The organism is Pseudoneobacillus rhizosphaerae (genome assembly GCF_917563885.1).
Classification (GTDB): Bacteria; Bacillota; Bacilli; order Bacillales; family Cytobacillaceae; genus Pseudoneobacillus; species Pseudoneobacillus rhizosphaerae.
The window spans coordinates 1-16,243 of sequence record NZ_CAKJTG010000050.1; the positions used below are offsets into that span (position 1 = coordinate 1).

Annotated in this window: 17 protein-coding genes, 1 tRNA gene, 2 rRNA genes, 1 other RNA gene and 1 other annotated feature; of the genes, 16 read left to right on the forward strand and 5 right to left on the reverse strand. The window is 37.6% G+C overall.

Annotation, left to right across the window (positions count from 1 at the left end; genetic code table 11):
* The first annotated feature begins 3 nt into the window (after window positions 1-3).
* Together rrf and LRP83_RS23285 are read left to right on the forward strand one after the other, a co-directional pair.
* Window positions 4-119: ribosomal RNA gene (rrf, locus tag LRP83_RS22605) — 5S ribosomal RNA — on the forward strand.
* A gap of 125 nt (window positions 120-244) precedes the next feature.
* Complete coding sequence (locus LRP83_RS23285; RefSeq protein ID WP_290369610.1) at window positions 245-373, forward strand: hypothetical protein; 129 nt, start codon at window positions 245-247, stop codon at window positions 371-373.
* Window positions 374-412: 39 nt separating this feature from the next.
* On the opposite strand, the gene LRP83_RS22610 is transcribed toward LRP83_RS23285, so the two are convergent.
* Window positions 413-1,372 carry a YaaC family protein gene (locus LRP83_RS22610; RefSeq protein WP_230499094.1) on the reverse strand — a complete coding sequence of 320 codons (960 nt, stop codon included), beginning with the start codon at window positions 1,370-1,372 and terminating at the stop codon, window positions 413-415.
* 116 nt (window positions 1,373-1,488) lie between these two features.
* On the opposite strand from LRP83_RS22610, the gene guaB reads away from it, so the two are divergent.
* The 6 genes from guaB (at window position 1,489) to LRP83_RS22640 (ending at window position 7,870) form a co-directional block, all read left to right on the forward strand.
* The gene (guaB, locus tag LRP83_RS22615) at window positions 1,489-2,958 is read left to right on the forward strand and encodes an IMP dehydrogenase (RefSeq protein ID WP_230499095.1); all 1,470 of its coding nucleotides are present in this window, start codon (window positions 1,489-1,491) and stop codon (window positions 2,956-2,958) included.
* Window positions 2,959-3,104: 146 nt separating this feature from the next.
* A complete protein-coding gene (locus LRP83_RS22620) occupies window positions 3,105-4,451 on the forward strand; it encodes a D-alanyl-D-alanine carboxypeptidase family protein (protein ID WP_230499096.1) in 1,347 nt (448 codons plus the stop codon).
* A gap of 175 nt (window positions 4,452-4,626) precedes the next feature.
* Complete coding sequence (gene pdxS / locus LRP83_RS22625; protein ID WP_230499097.1) at window positions 4,627-5,508, forward strand: pyridoxal 5'-phosphate synthase lyase subunit PdxS; 882 nt, start codon at window positions 4,627-4,629, stop codon at window positions 5,506-5,508.
* An 11-nt stretch (window positions 5,509-5,519) separates the two neighbouring features.
* The gene (gene pdxT / locus LRP83_RS22630; RefSeq protein ID WP_230499098.1) at window positions 5,520-6,101 is read left to right on the forward strand and encodes a pyridoxal 5'-phosphate synthase glutaminase subunit PdxT; all 582 of its coding nucleotides are present in this window, start codon (window positions 5,520-5,522) and stop codon (window positions 6,099-6,101) included.
* 61 nt (window positions 6,102-6,162) lie between these two features.
* Window positions 6,163-6,377, forward strand: a binding site (T-box leader).
* A 56-nt stretch (window positions 6,378-6,433) separates the two neighbouring features.
* Complete coding sequence (serS, locus tag LRP83_RS22635; RefSeq protein ID WP_230499099.1) at window positions 6,434-7,714, forward strand: serine--tRNA ligase; 1,281 nt, start codon at window positions 6,434-6,436, stop codon at window positions 7,712-7,714.
* Between the two features lie 63 nt (window positions 7,715-7,777).
* Window positions 7,778-7,870, forward strand: a tRNA-Ser gene (locus tag LRP83_RS22640).
* A 158-nt stretch (window positions 7,871-8,028) separates the two neighbouring features.
* Here LRP83_RS22640 and LRP83_RS22645 read toward each other — a convergent pair.
* From LRP83_RS22645 to LRP83_RS22660, 4 genes are all read right to left on the reverse strand, one after another.
* Window positions 8,029-8,697: a deoxynucleoside kinase gene (locus LRP83_RS22645; RefSeq protein WP_230499100.1), complete on the reverse strand. Its 669-nt coding sequence runs from the start codon at window positions 8,695-8,697 to the stop codon at window positions 8,029-8,031.
* Window positions 8,681-9,334 (reverse strand): deoxynucleoside kinase, encoded by a 654-nt coding sequence (locus LRP83_RS22650; RefSeq protein WP_230499101.1) that lies wholly within the window; start codon window positions 9,332-9,334, stop codon window positions 8,681-8,683. Before LRP83_RS22650 ends, LRP83_RS22645 begins: the two co-directional genes overlap by 17 nt.
* 230 nt (window positions 9,335-9,564) lie before the next feature.
* On the reverse strand, window positions 9,565-10,848 hold the full coding sequence (locus tag LRP83_RS22655) for a glycoside hydrolase family 18 protein (RefSeq protein WP_230499102.1): 1,284 nt from the start codon (window positions 10,846-10,848) through the stop codon (window positions 9,565-9,567).
* A 64-nt stretch (window positions 10,849-10,912) separates the two neighbouring features.
* Window positions 10,913-11,464: a cysteine hydrolase family protein gene (locus LRP83_RS22660; RefSeq protein WP_230499103.1), complete on the reverse strand. Its 552-nt coding sequence runs from the start codon at window positions 11,462-11,464 to the stop codon at window positions 10,913-10,915.
* Window positions 11,465-11,544: 80 nt separating this feature from the next.
* Between LRP83_RS22660 and tadA the strand changes: the two genes are divergently transcribed.
* From tadA to LRP83_RS22700, 8 genes are all read left to right on the forward strand, one after another.
* Entirely contained in the window at window positions 11,545-12,066 is a 522-nt protein-coding gene (gene tadA / locus LRP83_RS22665) for a tRNA adenosine(34) deaminase TadA (protein ID WP_230499109.1), read from the forward strand.
* A gap of 78 nt (window positions 12,067-12,144) precedes the next feature.
* Window positions 12,145-12,408, forward strand: an RNA gene (ffs, locus tag LRP83_RS22670) — signal recognition particle sRNA large type.
* Between the two features lie 140 nt (window positions 12,409-12,548).
* A complete protein-coding gene (gene dnaX, locus LRP83_RS22675; RefSeq protein ID WP_230499104.1) occupies window positions 12,549-14,252 on the forward strand; it encodes a DNA polymerase III subunit gamma/tau in 1,704 nt (567 codons plus the stop codon).
* Between the two features lie 41 nt (window positions 14,253-14,293).
* Window positions 14,294-14,617 (forward strand): YbaB/EbfC family nucleoid-associated protein, encoded by a 324-nt coding sequence (locus tag LRP83_RS22680; protein ID WP_230499105.1) that lies wholly within the window; start codon window positions 14,294-14,296, stop codon window positions 14,615-14,617.
* A gap of 14 nt (window positions 14,618-14,631) precedes the next feature.
* Entirely contained in the window at window positions 14,632-15,228 is a 597-nt protein-coding gene (gene recR, locus LRP83_RS22685) for a recombination mediator RecR (RefSeq protein WP_230499106.1), read from the forward strand.
* 53 nt (window positions 15,229-15,281) lie between these two features.
* Entirely contained in the window at window positions 15,282-15,500 is a 219-nt protein-coding gene (locus tag LRP83_RS22690; protein WP_230499107.1) for a YaaL family protein, read from the forward strand.
* A 73-nt stretch (window positions 15,501-15,573) separates the two neighbouring features.
* A complete protein-coding gene (locus tag LRP83_RS22695; protein WP_230499108.1) occupies window positions 15,574-15,837 on the forward strand; it encodes a pro-sigmaK processing inhibitor BofA family protein in 264 nt (87 codons plus the stop codon).
* A gap of 339 nt (window positions 15,838-16,176) precedes the next feature.
* Window positions 16,177-16,243, forward strand: a 16S ribosomal RNA gene (locus LRP83_RS22700); the annotation flags it as partial.

The window sequence follows — 16,243 nt, forward strand, 5'->3', positions numbered from 1 at the left end:
CAGTCTGGTGGCGATGGCAAGAAGGTCACACCCGTTCCCATACCGAACACGGAAGTTAAGCTTCTTTGCGCCGATGGTAGTTGGGGGATTCCCCCTGTGAGAGTAGGACGTCGCCAGGCAATTAGAAACAACCTTTATGGGTTGTTTTTTTTGCATTTATATAATCTACCCCCATAATGTACAATTTGTAACGAAATGTATAGTAAACCAAATACATTTAGAGGATTATAGGGAGGAAATAATAATGGAATTAGTAAAGTTAGATATTGATAAATTGTTAGAAACAACTTCCTATAGTAAAGAGGAAGACTTTTTTTGTAATATGAAGGAAATAGAAATAGATATGCTTTTAGCAGTAACAAAGGATTGGTAAAACTCTAAAAAACAAGCTCTAGGTGAGCTTGTTTTTTAATTACTTTAAATGTCCAATTAAATATTGATAAACCAGAAAGGGGCCTTTATTAAGGGCAATTGATAAAAAATTACAAATAAATGGATAATCTTTATTTGGCATCATTTTAACCAATTCACTCCACCATTCTGTCTCATATCTTGCAATCATACTTAAATTATATAAAAGTAAATAATGAATTAGTATTTCAGGAAAGTGTAGTAGATCGCTTTTTACTATTGGTAAGTGAAAAGTATCTTTATCGAAATTATAGCGTAATGGGACGGGATCTATTCCCTTATCTAATTCAAGCTTCATTTCAATGTCATCCTTTAAGTTATTAATAAAATGACTAGGTACCTGCGACTTTGTTTTATAAAATTCTTGAAAACGACTTTCAGTCATATGGTAATGGTCTAAAATCTTTTTGGAAAATGTGAACTGATTCTCTTTATGTTGTACCTTTAAGAAAATTGATGTTCCATTAAAACAAGAAAATAGGTCATTCAACTCAGGTATTAATTGTAATAAGTCCTCCATATTTGCCTTTTCTCCTTCCAAATGTTTCATGTGAAACATTTTTTCTGCCATGAAAGGGAAAAGACCATTTTTTTGTATTTTAACTTCATCTTGGAAAAAATGATATTGCTGCTTCTTTCGTTTTCTAGTCGAAACACCATGTGCTAACACAGAAGTATTTTCTGGATAGGTAGGTTGTATCGTTAATATACTAGCTTTTATCAAATGGACAAATCCATAAAACATGAGTATCGGTTGAATGAGTAGAGGAGAATGTTTAGCTTGATCATAATAGGTTTTTGCATGCTCTAAATAATAAATAAACGGGTAGCAATTTTCGAAGCTTTTTTGGTCAGCTTGCTCAATTTGAAGTTTTTCATAAGACCTTTTCAACATTTTTTGACTATGCTCAGCTGAAAAAAAGGATAAATAATTAGTCCAATCTTTATAATTTGTATACATAGGTTTTCTCCTCTTTGTTTTTTGAATAATCTAACATATCGATTCTCCCTTGACAGTATTTTGCCCAATTGATAACCTACACATAATATTTTTTTTGTGAATGGAGAGGAAATCGAATGTGGGAAAGTAAATTTGCTAAAGAAGGATTAACGTTTGATGATGTTTTATTAGTTCCAGCTAGGTCAGAAGTACTTCCTAGAGATGTAGTGCTCCATGTTGAATTAGCAAAAAATCTTAAATTAAATATTCCATTTATTAGTGCAGGGATGGATACTGTTACTGAAGCTGAGATGGCCATTTCTATGGCTAGACAAGGTGGACTTGGAATTATTCATAAAAATATGACCATTGAACAGCAGGCTGATCAAGTTGATAAGGTAAAGCGCTCCGAAAGTGGAGTTATTACCGACCCATTTTATTTAACTCCTGATCATCAAGTTTTTGATGCAGAGCATTTAATGAGTAAATATCGTATCTCAGGAGTTCCAATTGTTAATAATGACGATGAACAAAAGCTAATTGGCATCCTTACTAATCGTGATTTACGTTTCATTCAAGATTATTCCATTAAAATTACCGATGTAATGACAAAGGAAAATTTAGTAACGGCTTCTGTTGGAACTAGTTTAAAAGAAGCCGAAAAAATCCTTCAAAAGCATAAAATTGAAAAACTTCCATTAGTTGATGATGAAGGGGTCTTAAAAGGATTAATCACAATAAAAGATATTGAAAAGGTGATTGAATTTCCTCATTCCGCAAAAGATTCACTCGGACGGTTATTGGTAGGTGCTGCTGTTGGAGTAACATCAGACACCATGAAGAGAGTGGAGATGCTTGTAAAGGCTCAGGTAGATGCGATTGTCTTAGATACAGCGCATGGCCATTCTAAAGGAGTTCTAGATACTGTAAAGATGATTCGAGAGGCATACCCAAGCCTTACGATTATTGCGGGTAATGTGGCAACTGCTGAAGCGACTAAGGATTTAATTGATGCTGGTGCTGATGTCATTAAAGTTGGAATTGGTCCAGGGTCTATCTGTACAACTCGTGTTGTGGCAGGCGTAGGTGTTCCACAAATAACAGCAGTATATGATTGTGCAACTGAAGCTAGGAAGCATGGGAAGTCTATCATTGCTGATGGTGGAATTAAGTATTCTGGAGATGTTGTGAAAGCATTGGCAGCAGGAGGTCATGCGGTCATGCTCGGAAGCCTTCTAGCAGGTGTAACCGAAAGTCCAGGTGAGACTGAAATCTATCAAGGCAGACGATTTAAAGTTTATCGTGGTATGGGTTCAGTTGGAGCGATGGAAAAGGGGTCTAAAGACCGCTATTTCCAAGAGGATAATAAAAAGTTTGTTCCTGAAGGAATCGAGGGAAGAGTAGCCTATAAAGGTCCATTGTCTGATACTATTTATCAATTAGTTGGTGGCCTTCGTTCAGGTATGGGCTACTGTGGTTCTAAAGATTTAAGCGATTTAAGAGAAAAAGCTCAATTTGTAAAAATGACAGGTGCTGGCCTAAGAGAAAGCCATCCACATGATGTTCAAATTACTAAGGAAGCACCAAACTATTCATATCAATCTTAAAAAAAACAGTAAAAGCAGAGAGGCTTTCTCTCTGCTTTTATCGTTGTACTTTATCTGAAAGTAGGAAATCCTGTCCTATCCTTTCAAAAATAGATATGTTAAAATAGTCAAAGTGTGAAATTTTTTAAAGATGGAGGGTAAAAAAGGTGAAGAGGGAAATTAGAAATAAATTATTAGCCATCTCAATGGCTTTTGTCATGATATTCGGTTTATTCCAACCAACCAATTTCGTTCAGGCTGAAGCGCAATTAGATGTTAGGGCAGACGCAGCCATCTTAATTGAAGCATCTTCAGGTAGAGTGCTTTTTGAAAAAAATGCAGATACTGTTTTAGGTATTGCTAGTATGACCAAAATGATGACAGAATACTTATTACTTGAGGCAATTAAAGAAGGTAGAGTGAAATGGGACCAGGAATATTCAGTTACTGAATATGTATGGCGATTATCACAAGATCGCTCTTTATCAAATGTTCCTCTTAGACGCGATGGTAAGTATAATCTTCGTGAGTTATATGAAGCTATGGTAATCTACTCAGCAAACGGTGCAACGGCTGCTATTGCAGAAGTTATCGGCGGATCAGAAGCTAACTTTGTGAAGAAGATGAATGAAAAAGCACAAGAATTAGGATTAGAAAATTATAAATTTGTTAATTCTCACGGATTGAATAATAGAGATTTAAAGGGCATGCATCCGGAAGGCACAGGTCCTGAGGAAGAAAATGTGATGTCTGCTCGGGCAACGGGTAAATTAGCATACAGAATATTAAAAGATTTTCCAGAAGTTTTAGATACGGCTAGTATTGATAAAAAGAAGTTCCGTGAAGGCACGGATGATGAAATAAAAATGGAAAACTGGAATTGGATGCTTCCTTCTTTAGTTTTTGGCTATGAAGGTGTAGACGGTCTTAAAACAGGTACAACTGATTTTGCTGGTTATTGTTTTACAGGTACAGCTTCTCGTGATGGAAAAAGATTCATAACAGTCGTCATGAATGCAAAGAATGCTAATGGACAAGGAAACTATAAAGCAAGATTTGATGAAACTAGAAAAATGCTTGATTATGCTTTTAGTAATTACGCGATTGAAGAAATACTCCCTGCAAATTCAAAAATTAAAGGTAATGAATCACTTCCTGTCATCAAAGGAAAAAAGGATAAGGTGAAGCTATTCACTAAAGATCCAATTGAAATGGTTATCTTAAATGGCGAAAAGGGTCAGTATAAGCCGGTTGTTGTTCTAGATAAAAAGAAACTCAATAAAAAAGGTGAACTAACAGCCCCAGTGAAAAAAGGAGATGTTGTTGGTTACGTTACAATTAAAGCAAAAGGTGATAAAACCATTTCTTTCTTAGATGACAAAGCAACCAATCAGATTAAAGTAGAGTTAATTGCTGCTGAAGATGTTGAAAAAGCAAATTGGTTTATTTTAATGATGCGTGGAATTGGCGATTTCTTTAGTGGAATTTGGAAGAGTGCAGCATCATTATTTTAACTTAGTATAGTAAATTGTAGCCTCGTGTCTTGACATGAGGCTCTTTTTATTGTTTATTTACCATTAGGGGAATGAATAATCCCGAGTATATTGGTAATCATTATCTTGCAATTTTGGATAATCATTTTCTTTTCTAAATGAAGCGAATAAGGTAAATGATAAGGGGGCAAAAACAATGAAAACAGGTACGGATCGTGTTAAACGTGGGATGGCAGAAATGCAAAAAGGCGGCGTTATTATGGACGTTGTCAATGCAGAACAAGCGAAAATTGCAGAAGAAGCTGGTGCTGTAGCAGTAATGGCTTTAGAACGTGTACCATCTGATATACGTGCAGCAGGTGGAGTAGCTAGAATGGCTGACCCAAGAATTACAGAAGAAGTGATGAATGCGGTATCTATTCCTGTTATGGCTAAAGCTCGTATTGGTCATATTGTTGAAGCACGTGTGTTAGAAGCGATGGGTGTGGATTACATAGATGAGAGTGAAGTTTTAACACCTGCAGATGAAGAGTATCATTTAAATAAGAATGCCTTTACGGTACCATTTGTTTGTGGCTGTCGCGACCTTGGTGAGGCTGCTCGTCGTATTGCTGAGGGTGCTTCGATGCTACGTACAAAAGGTGAGCCTGGAACAGGGAATATCGTAGAAGCAGTTAGACATATGCGTAAAGTAAATGCTCAAGTTCGTAAAGTAGTGGGCATGAACGAAGACGAATTAATGACAGAAGCTAAATTACTAGGCGCTCCGTACGAGCTACTTCTTGAAATCAAGCGTTTAGGGCGCTTGCCAGTTGTAAACTTTGCTGCTGGTGGTGTGGCAACACCTGCTGATGCGGCTCTAATGATGCAATTAGGAGCAGATGGAGTATTTGTTGGTTCTGGAATCTTCAAATCTGATAATCCAGCTAGATTTGCTAAAGCAATTGTTGAGGCAACTACTCATTATCAGGACTACAAACTAATTGCTGAGATTTCTAAAAATCTTGGTGTTGCAATGAAGGGAATTGAAATTTCTAACCTAGCTCCTGGAGATCGTATGCAGGACCGTGGTTGGTAAGGAGTAATTCTATGGTTAAAATTGGAGTATTTGCTTTGCAAGGGGCTGTCCGAGAACATGTTCGAGCAGTCGAAGAATGCGGTGCCGAAGCTGTTGTTATCAAATTAAAGGATCAGCTTAGTGAAGTCGATGGTTTAATTCTCCCAGGTGGAGAAAGTACTACGATGAGACGTTTAATTGATAAATATGATTTTATGAGTGAGCTAAAGGAATTTGCTGCAGCAGGTAAGCCGATGTTTGGTACATGCGCAGGTTTAATTCTTTTAGCTAAGAGACTTGTTGGCTATGATGCCCCACATATTGGTGTGATGGATGTAACAGTCGAAAGAAACTCTTTCGGTCGTCAACGTGAGAGCTTTGAAGCCGATTTAGATATCGCTGGTGTAGCTGAAAATTTTGCTGCTGTTTTTATTCGTGGACCACATATTGTTCAAGCGGGTGAAAATGTGGAAGTATTGGCGAAGTATGATGGCCGTATTGTTGCGGCTAGAGAAGGGCAGTTTTTAGGATGCTCCTTCCATCCGGAGCTAACTGATGACCATCGGATGACTGCTTATTTTATTAATATGGTTAAAGAGTCTCTGGTAAAATAATCCGTATAATCTAGTTGCAAATTGCTTATAATTATAGTAAATTAATTTACAATCATTCATATTGAAAACGTTGAGAGGAATTAGTACTAAGAATTCGTTCTAAAGAGAGCTGGTGGTTGGTGTGAACCAGTGAATAGAGCTTAGGAATCCATCCTCGAGTGAAGTATTGAACACTACCTTGTTAGTAGATACTTTCGGTTAACAGCCGTTATGAATCTAAGTGGAAGGCATCTGCCTTCAATTAGGGTGGCAACGCGGGTAACTCTCGTCCCTTTTCATCAAGGGGATGGGAGTTTTTTTTATTGGAAAAATTTTGTTAGGAGGAAGTAGTAATGTTAGATATTAAAGTTTTAAGAGCAGATTTCGAAGGCATTAAGAAGTTGCTTCAACATCGAGGGGAAGATTTATCAGCGTTAGACAATTTTGAAGAGCTAGATAAAAAGCGTCGTGAATTTATCGTTGAAGCAGAGCAGTTAAAGAGTAAAAGAAATGAAGTTTCTGCACAAGTAGCGGCATTGAAACGAGATAAACAAGATGCTAATCATTTAATTACGGAAATGCGTGAAGTCGGAGATCAGATTAAGACAATTGATGACGAGCTTCGTATTGTTGAAGAGGCATTAGAAAATCTACTATTAGGCATTCCGAATATTCCCCATGAAAGTGTTCCAATTGGGGAAACAGAAGACGATAATATTGAGGCAAGGAAATGGGGAGAAATCCGTAACTTTGGATTTGAACCTAAGCCGCACTGGGACGTTGCGGACCAGCTTGATATTTTAGATTTCGAAAAGGCTGGAAAAGTGACAGGTAGCCGTTTTGTTTTTTATAAAGGACTTGGAGCTCGCTTAGAACGCGCTTTAATCAGCTTCATGTTAGACCTTCATGTAGATGAGCATGGCTACACAGAAGTGCTTCCACCTTATATTGTTAATCGTGCAAGTATGACAGGTACAGGGCAACTACCAAAGTTTGAAGAAGATGCCTTTAGAATTGAAAGTGAAGATTACTTCTTAATTCCTACTGCTGAGGTACCTGTAACCAACATGCACCGTGATGAGATTTTATCTGGCGAAGACTTACCTTTAAACTATGCTGCCTTCAGTGCATGTTTCCGATCTGAGGCTGGTTCTGCAGGACGTGACACTAGAGGCTTAATCCGTCAGCATCAATTTAATAAGGTTGAGCTTGTGAAGTTCGTGAAGCCAGAGGATTCTTATGCTGAGCTTGAAAAATTAACTGGCCATGCTGAAAAGGTATTACAGTTATTAGGACTTCCGTATCGAGTGTTAAGCATGTGTACGGGTGATCTAGGGTTTACTGCTGCTAAGAAGTACGATATCGAGGTTTGGATTCCAAGCTATAGCACGTACCGTGAAATTTCTTCTTGTAGTAATTTTGAGAGCTTCCAGGCTCGTCGTGCGAATATTCGCTTCCGTCGTGATCCAAAGGGGAAACCAGAGCATGTTCATACTTTAAATGGATCTGGTTTAGCGATTGGGCGTACAGTTGCTGCAATTTTGGAAAACTACCAACAAGAAGATGGAAGTGTTATTATTCCAGAGGTATTACGTCCATATATGGGGAAACATGAGGTCATCAAGCCAGAATAAAAAAATATTTCAAAGAGTGTTGACAGGAAAAGATATAAATGATATATTATATCTTGTCAATACGGAGGAATACCCAAGTTCGGCTGAAGGGATCGGTCTTGAAAACCGACAGGCGGGTCATACCGCGCGGGGGTTCGAATCCCTCTTCCTCCTCCATAATTTTTTAATTACGTATTACCATAGCGCATAAATGGAGATACAAGAACCCGTTACATTTTGTAACGGGTTTTTTTTATTGCCTTTATTGTACCGCGTTAAAGCAGTGAGGGACTGTCCCCCACTGCTTTAAAGCAAAAAAGACGCCTTTAGGCGTCTTATCTTTTTAATAGTTGCGATTGTTGGATGAAGTGTGAGATACGTTCTAAGATTGGTTCAATGGATTGTTCGTTTTGGACTACGTCGTAATCGTTTATGTTTAGACGTAATACTGGGCAAGCACTAAAGTTATTGATCCATTCTTCATAGCGTTGGTGCATTTCTTCCCAATAGGAAACAGGTGTTTGTTGCTCCATTGGGCGTCCTCTTTCTTTAATGCGATCTAATATATCATCTAATGAACCTTCAAGATATATTAATAAGTCAGGATGTGGGAAATAAGGTGTCATGACCATCGCATCAAACAGGCTTGTATACGTATCATAATCGACCATCGACATCGTACCTTTTTCAAAATGCATTTTAGCGAAAATTCCTGTGTCTTCATAAATGGAACGATCTTGAATAAAGCCACCGCCATATTCAAAAATACGTTTTTGCTCCTTGAAACGTTCAGCTAAAAAATAAATTTGAAGATGAAAGCTCCATCGTTCAAAATCAGCATAAAATTTATCTAAATAAGGATTTGTATCGACTTTTTCAAAAGAAGTTCGAAAGCCAAGGGCATTTGCTAGTGCGTTTGTCATGGTAGATTTTCCAACACCTACTGTACCAGCAATTGTGATAACAGCGTCCTGTGGAATCCCATATTTACTTCGAAGATTCATGATTGTAGACTCCTTTTTTTAAAGATGTTGTTAATGTATCTAGAATTAATTTCAGATCGTCCTCATTTTTAACAAAGTCAATTTCATCGCCATTAAAACGCAATACTTGAACTTCTGGATGTTCCTTTTCAAAGATTGTGATTGCATTTTCATAATCGATGGAAAGCTGTTCTAAATATAGAGGACTAATCTTCTTTTCAAATTCGCGACCACGCATTTCAATTCGTTTTAATAGGGTATCTAAACTAGCATTTAAGTAAATAATCACATTTGGTTTCGGCATACCCTCTGTTAAGATTTGATAAATCTTAAAATATTTCTGATATTCTGCCCCACTTAAGCTTCTCTGTGCAAAGATAAGATTTTTAAAGATATGATAATCAGCAGCCACAGGGATATCCCGATTTAAGTAATGACTATTAATATCTCCTAATTGTTTATATCGATTGCAGAGAAAGAACATTTCAGTTTGGAAGCTCCACTCTTCGATATTTTCATAGAATTTCCCCAAGAATGGATTTTCATCAACAATTTCTTTCAATAATGCAAAGTGGAAGTGGTTGGAAATAGCCTTAGCAAGTGATGTTTTGCCAATCCCGATAGGACCTTCAACCGTAATAAAGGGTGTTCCTTCCATCGCATGTCCTCCTTCTCCAGCTACCTTTTCTTTTTTATTTATGGCTATGCTTTTATGCAATAGTATCTATGTGTAATTATGTCATCTTTTGTCTAAAAATGATTCCTTTTCTTTTGACACAAAATTTATTTTAACACAATATGGATTGGAAATGGGAAGGAATATTGAAGGATATATTTGGGGATTGGAAAAAAGCTAGAGTCAGTAGACACCCTAGCTAGAATAATTATTTATGTTCGTTTTACGACATTAAAATTTTCTCTAATTAATAGCCAATTTTGCGGGAAGGAGAGACCTAATTTCCAATAGCTCATGCCTCTTAGCCCTAATTCTTTAATTAAATCAAATTTAGCTTGGATAGAGCGTGCATCCTCAAACCATACTTCATGTCGTTTTCCATCAGCGGTATAGTGGAAGAATGGGGCTTGTGCTTTATTATCATATTGGATGGCTACGTGATTATTAGCTGCTAATAAAATGGCTTGTTGTGGGCTCACGGCCTTTGCAACGGTGCCTTGAACAAACGGTAATGTCCAATCATACCCATATAGATTTTGGCCCATTAAAATTTTATTTGCTGGCATTTCAGTTATAGCATATTCAAGCACGTCTCGAACTGGTCCAATGGGTGATACTGCCATTGCTGGCCCACCACTATAACCCCATTCATAGGTCATTATGACAACAAAATCAACGATTTCTCCATGCGCCTTATAATCATGAGCTTCATACCATTCACCTTTTTGAGTGGCACTCGTTTTCGGAGCTAAAGCGGTCGACAAAAACCAGCCCTCTTGGTTAAACCGTGCTTTTGCTTTTCTTAAAAATTGATTGTAGGCTTCCCTATCGGTAGGACGTAAAAATTCAAAATCAAAATGAATATCACGGAAACCATATTTCTTTGCGGTTGTCACAATATTATTTAAAAGCCGATCCTGAATTGGAATATCGTTTAAGATAATTCGTCCTAGGTCAGCACTAAATTGATCATTTTCTTGATTGGTTAACACCATCATTAACACATTATTATGTGCTTTTGCGATAGCAGGGAATTCGTCCAGAAGTGGTTCCTTCAAACTACCATTTCGTAATACCTGAAAACTAAAAGGAGCTAAATAGGTCAAAAATGGCCCAGCTTCTCTAGCCGCAGTCTCTAGTGCTGGCGCAACTGTGTTACCTCTAGGTTCCACATAACCGTTGAATTCACCTCTCACTTTTCTTCGAGGTGGGATGTATAACCGGTAACCCACTCTTAAAGCCTGATTGGGGGATATGTTATTTACCCTTGCTAGTTCTTGATACGAAATGCCAAAGAGTCTAGAAACCGACCATAATGTATCACCGGCCTTTACCCAATAAAAGCTTCCGATAATCGGAATAACTAATGCTTGCCCAACCACTAAAACACTAGGGTTAGGAATTTCATTTGCTTCCACAATATCATTTACGGTTGAGCCATATGTTTGGGCAATTCCATACAACGATTGTCCCCTTTGTACAACATGAATCTGCATGTAACGTCCTCCTCACCATGTAAAACGTTACAGCTATTTTATGAGCAGAGAGGAACAAACATGATTAATTTTCGATGTAATCGTTAGAAAAAATAATCTCCGCTTTTAGAACATTTTTCATCATCGTTAGAGCATAGGATTGGTCTCTATCATCAACGGATGCCATACAATCTCTCGGAATAATCAGTTGATAGTCACGCATATACGCATCATTTGCAGTAAAGAGGACGCAAATGTTACCGGCGATTCCTGTTAAAACAAGTGTATTCACATGAAGTTGTTGTAATAATGTATTTAAGGCTGTTTCATAAAAGGCGGAATGCATTGGCTTTATTAAAAAATAGTCATCTTCATCAGGCTTAATTTCCTGTAAAATCATTTCACTTAGAGGATTCAGACAAGACTTAACAATCCTATCAAGATTTGCCTGCCAAAGATTATAGTGATCATTAACATAAATAATTGGAAGCTGTTGCTTTTTAAAATATTTTTTCAATTGTTTTAATGGATTTACGATATGTAAAGTTTTTTTCGCTAGAATTTTTCCATGCTCAAATTCAAAGTTATTAATCACATCAATAATAAGTAAGGCACTGTTTGGTGGAAATGTAGTCATAAGTTATCGCTCCTCTTTGCTATTTTGGGTTAGAAGCGGTATTTTTATGATGAATAGTAATGAGTGAGGTTTTTAAAATGATGTCATTAAAAGATGAAGAATATATGAAAGAAGCCATATTGGAAGCCAAAAAAGCGGAAGCTAAAGCGGAGGTTCCAATTGGGGCAATTATCGTTTTAAATGGAGAAATTATTGCTAGGGCGCATAATTTGCGAGAGTGCGAGCAAAATGCAATTGCTCATGCCGAATTGTTAGCCATCGACCAAGCTTGTAAAAAAACAAAATCGTGGCGATTAGAAAATGCCGAACTGTATGTAACACTTGAGCCTTGCCCAATGTGTTCAGGGGCCATTATCCTGTCCCGTATAAAACGGGTTATATATGGAGCGACTGACCCAAAAGGAGGATGCGCAGGTACACTGATGAATCTCCTTCAAGATGAACGGTTTAATCATAAGAGTGAAATCACGTCTGGAGTATTAGAGAAGGAGTGTAGTTTATTGCTTTCGGAATTTTTTAAAGGAATTCGTGATAAGAAAAGGCTAGTTAAACTTGCTAAAAAAACGCAATTGGATAATCATGAAGGAATTAACAGTCTATAAGCTGTTGCTTTTTTTGATTTAAATTAGTATACTTTGTATGTGTCAGTTACGACACAACCAAATATGGTTTCAACTTTGCCGTGCTAAGCGGGGAGGTAGCGGTGCCCTGTACTCGCAATCCGCTCTAGCGAGGCCGAATCCCTTCCTTAGGCTCGTATTCTGTAGGGCTGCCTCAAGTAAGTGGTGTTGACACCCGGGTCCTGCGCAATGGGAATCCATGAACCATGTCAGGTCCGGAAGGAAGCAGCATTAAGTGGACACTCTCATGTGCCGCGGGAGCGCCTGGGTCGAGCTGACTGCTTGAGTAACGCCTATGGGTGCGTGTCGACGGAAGGTGCACGGCATTTAAATAATTATAAACGAAGCTCATCTCTATTTTTAGAGGTGAGTTTTTTGTTTATATTTTGTAATATCTAAAATAGATACGGTATAATAGAATGGCTAAAGGAATAAAAGATTATCTTTAAAAGGGAGGCAATGTAATGAGTTATCAAGCTTTATATCGGGTTTGGCGTCCACAAAGCTTTATTGACGTTGTCGGGCAAGAGCATGTAACGAAAACATTGCAAAATGCCCTTGTACAAGAAAAAATATCACATGCTTATCTCTTTTCGGGGCCACGAGGGACAGGGAAAACAAGCGCAGCAAAAATTTTAGCAAAAGCAGTGAATTGTGAAAAATCACCTGTGAGCGAACCTTGTAATGAATGTTCAGCGTGTTTAGGAATAACAGACGGTTCCATTCCAGATGTCATCGAAATTGATGCAGCTTCTAATAATGGCGTCGAAGAAATAAGGGATATTCGTGATAAAGTTAAATATGCTCCTAATGTCGTAAAATATAAGGTTTATATTGTCGATGAAGTGCATATGCTTTCCATTGGGGCCTTTAATGCCTTATTAAAAACATTGGAAGAGCCGCCACAGCATGTCATCTTTATATTAGCAACAACAGAACCACATAAGATTCCACTTACGATTATTTCAAGATGTCAGCGTTTTGATTTTAAACGAATAACACCTCAAGATATCGTTAGGCGGATGAAGTTGATTGTTGAGGAAACGAATGTTCAATGTGATGATAAAGCTTTACATATTATTGCAAGGGCAGCAGAAGGCGGGATGCGCGATGCACTAAGTCTTTTGGATCAGGCCATTTCCTTTAGTGATGAAGCTGTTACCACGGAAGATGCTCTTACTGTAACAGGGTCAGTCTCGCAAAGCCTACTTAATCAATTAGCCCATTCATTAATTGAAAAAAATGTTGCTTCTGCTTTAGAAACAGTCGGTGAGTTATTATCACAGGGGAAAGACCCAGTACGGTTCATTGAAGATTTTATTCTCTACTATCGTGATATGCTATTATTTAAAGCAGCTCCAAATCTAGAGGAAACTTTCGAGCGAGTGATGCTTGATCAAGAATTTCAAGTATTATCGGACAAAACATCTGCAGAGCGAATTTATCAGCTAATAGATATTTTGAATAAAACACAGCAGGAGATGCGATGGACAAATCATCCAAGAATTTTCCTAGAAGTTGCAATCGTTAAGCTAACACAGATTGAAACGAAGGAATATGAAGGTGATGCTCCTTCCTCAGGGGAAGTGCAACAGCTACTTGCTAAAGTAAATCAACTTGAGAGTGAAATAAAGCATTTAAAAGAAAATGGGATTACCTCAAAACAGGATACCGGACAAGCGGCATCGCAACCAAAAACACAGCGAGGTACAAGGAAGGGATTCCAAGCCCCGGTAGGTAGAATTAACGAAGTATTAAAGCAAGCAACGAAGCAAGATTTACAGCAAGTAAAAAGTCATTGGGGGCAATTGATTACCAAGTTAGTGCAAAATCAGATGCGATCACAAGCAGCGTTATTAAATGATGCTGAGCCAGTAGCTGCCTCAGATAGCAATGTCATTATAAAATTTAAGTACGAACTTCATTGTCAAATGGCGATGGAAAATAGCCGTTTTGTTGAAGTAGTCTCAGGAATTATAGGTGAGAATACCAATAGAACAACAAGTATAATTGGCGTCCCAGAGGACCAATGGCTATCCATTCGAGAAAGCTTCATTCAAGAGCAGCAAAATGATCCAGATCAAACAAACGAGCCTCAAGTTGAAGACCCGATTATCGCTGAAGCCAAAAAGCTTTTCGGTTCAGAACTTGTTGAAATAAAAGATTAAGCTCTTTTCGTAATAGAAAAATTAAATTGGAGGAATTTATAATGATGCGTGGAAATGGAAATATGCAAAATATGATGAAACAAATGCAAAAAATGCAAAAGAAAATGGAAGAAGCTCAAGTGAAACTTGGTGAAGAAAGAATTGAAGGTACTGCAGGGGGCGGAATCGTAACGGTTGTCGTTTCAGGTCATAAGGAAGTTTTAGATGTTGTAATAAAGCCAGAGGCTGTAGATCCAGATGATATCGAAATGTTACAGGATTTAGTATTAGCCGCAACAAATGATGCATTAAAAAAGGCGGAGGAATTATCTAACAACACAATGGGTCAATTTACAAAGGGTATGAATCTTCCGGGGATGTTCTAGGGGGATAAAAAATTATGCATTATCCTGAACCGATATCAAAGCTGATTGATAGCTTTATGAAATTGCCAGGGATCGGCCCGAAAACGGCTGCGCGCCTGGCTTTTTTTGTTTTAAATATGAAGGAAGATACTGTCCTTGATTTTGCTAAGGCACTTGTTAATGCCAAAAGAAATCTTTCATATTGTTCGGTTTGTGGTCATATAACAGACCAGGACCCGTGCTACATTTGTGAGGATCAAAGAAGAGACAAAACCATTATTTGTGTAATCCAGGATCCTAAGGATGTTATCGCAATGGAGAAAATGAGAGAATATAATGGCCTTTACCATGTTTTACATGGTGCCATTTCTCCTATGGACGGAATTGGTCCAGAGGATATAAACATTCCAAACCTGTTAAAAAGACTCCAAGATGAAACCGTACAAGAAGTTATACTAGCTACAAACCCGAATATTGAGGGTGAGGCAACGGCCATGTATATTTCGCGTCTCCTGAAGCCATCTGGAATAAAAGTAACTCGAATTGCCCATGGATTACCTGTTGGAGGAGACCTTGAATACGCCGATGAGGTAACACTCTCTAAAGCGATAGAAGGACGTAGGGAAGTATAAAAAGGCTTTATTTTTATAACACACATTAATAATGACGACCGGAGGAATGAATCATGTTTTTTCGGAGGAAGGGATGGCTTCGAAAGGAATACAATGAGAAGCTACTCGTTCAATTAGAAAAATTAAAACAAAGTAGGCAGCAGCAAAAGAAATTACTAGAAAAATGCTTAGACCCTTCTGATGATGTGGTTTTACATTTGAAGGTGGAAGAGGCAAAATACTTCTTTTTATTAAAAGAAGCTAAAAAACGTCAATTATCTTTGTTAAGATAATTCCTTTTCTATTGGTCTTTTCTAATTAGCTTGTACATAAGTTAATAGAAAAGGATTGAATAGAGGGATACCTATGGAGCCTATTATCGTTATTTCTATTATCGGAGCATTAATATTACTTCTATTATTTATTGGCACTCCAATCAAACCGGTTAGGTTTGTTGGCCAAGGAATAATGAAAATCTTAATTGGCGCCTTGCTTTTGTTTTTCCTTAATGCAATTGGAAACCAATATGGATTACATGTACCGATTAATTTAGTTACTTCAGCTGTTTCTGGATTATTAGGAATACCGGGTTTATTTGCATTAGTGGCGATTCAAATGTGGATTGTATAGGAAATACAGATTCACAGCCTTGAGGGGTAGACGCTGAAAATACCTGACCCGAATGATTTTGGGTCAGCTTTTTTATTAATAAAATAATAATTATATTGACTCCTTAATTACCATGGTGATATTATATAAAAGTTGTCGCAACAACTTAACAAAAACACACTATAAAAGTTGTTGACACTAGAAAGCGAAAATGTTATATTAATAAAGTCGCTTCTAGGCGATAAGTAACAAATTGCTCTTTGAAAACTAAACAACCAAACAATAATAAATGAAGTGAAAACTTTCTTTTTAGGAAGTTGGAACTAAGCCAGAGTAAACTTTATGAGCTAATCAAACACTTTATTGGAGAGTTTGATCCTGGCTCAGGACGAACGCTGGCGGCGTGCCTAATACATGCAAGTCGAGC

What these genes read in the sequence shown, in the direction of transcription:
- LRP83_RS23285 (WP_290369610.1), top strand. Translation starts at nt 245, where the DNA reads ATGGAATTAGTAAAGTTAGATATTGATAAATTGTTAGAAACAACTTCC.
- LRP83_RS22610 (WP_230499094.1), bottom strand. Translation starts at nt 1,372, where the DNA reads ATGTATACAAATTATAAAGATTGGACTAATTATTTATCCTTTTTTTCA.
- guaB (WP_230499095.1), top strand. Translation starts at nt 1,489, where the DNA reads ATGTGGGAAAGTAAATTTGCTAAAGAAGGATTAACGTTTGATGATGTT.
- pdxS (WP_230499097.1), top strand. Translation starts at nt 4,627, where the DNA reads ATGAAAACAGGTACGGATCGTGTTAAACGTGGGATGGCAGAAATGCAA.
- pdxT (WP_230499098.1), top strand. Translation starts at nt 5,520, where the DNA reads ATGGTTAAAATTGGAGTATTTGCTTTGCAAGGGGCTGTCCGAGAACAT.
- serS (WP_230499099.1), top strand. Translation starts at nt 6,434, where the DNA reads ATGTTAGATATTAAAGTTTTAAGAGCAGATTTCGAAGGCATTAAGAAG.
- LRP83_RS22645 (WP_230499100.1), bottom strand. Translation starts at nt 8,697, where the DNA reads ATGAATCTTCGAAGTAAATATGGGATTCCACAGGACGCTGTTATCACA.
- LRP83_RS22650 (WP_230499101.1), bottom strand. Translation starts at nt 9,334, where the DNA reads ATGGAAGGAACACCCTTTATTACGGTTGAAGGTCCTATCGGGATTGGC.
- LRP83_RS22655 (WP_230499102.1), bottom strand. Translation starts at nt 10,848, where the DNA reads ATGCAGATTCATGTTGTACAAAGGGGACAATCGTTGTATGGAATTGCC.
- LRP83_RS22660 (WP_230499103.1), bottom strand. Translation starts at nt 11,464, where the DNA reads ATGACTACATTTCCACCAAACAGTGCCTTACTTATTATTGATGTGATT.
- tadA (WP_230499109.1), top strand. Translation starts at nt 11,545, where the DNA reads ATGTCATTAAAAGATGAAGAATATATGAAAGAAGCCATATTGGAAGCC.
- dnaX (WP_230499104.1), top strand. Translation starts at nt 12,549, where the DNA reads ATGAGTTATCAAGCTTTATATCGGGTTTGGCGTCCACAAAGCTTTATT.
- LRP83_RS22680 (WP_230499105.1), top strand. Translation starts at nt 14,294, where the DNA reads ATGATGCGTGGAAATGGAAATATGCAAAATATGATGAAACAAATGCAA.
- recR (WP_230499106.1), top strand. Translation starts at nt 14,632, where the DNA reads ATGCATTATCCTGAACCGATATCAAAGCTGATTGATAGCTTTATGAAA.
- LRP83_RS22690 (WP_230499107.1), top strand. Translation starts at nt 15,282, where the DNA reads ATGTTTTTTCGGAGGAAGGGATGGCTTCGAAAGGAATACAATGAGAAG.
- LRP83_RS22695 (WP_230499108.1), top strand. Translation starts at nt 15,574, where the DNA reads ATGGAGCCTATTATCGTTATTTCTATTATCGGAGCATTAATATTACTT.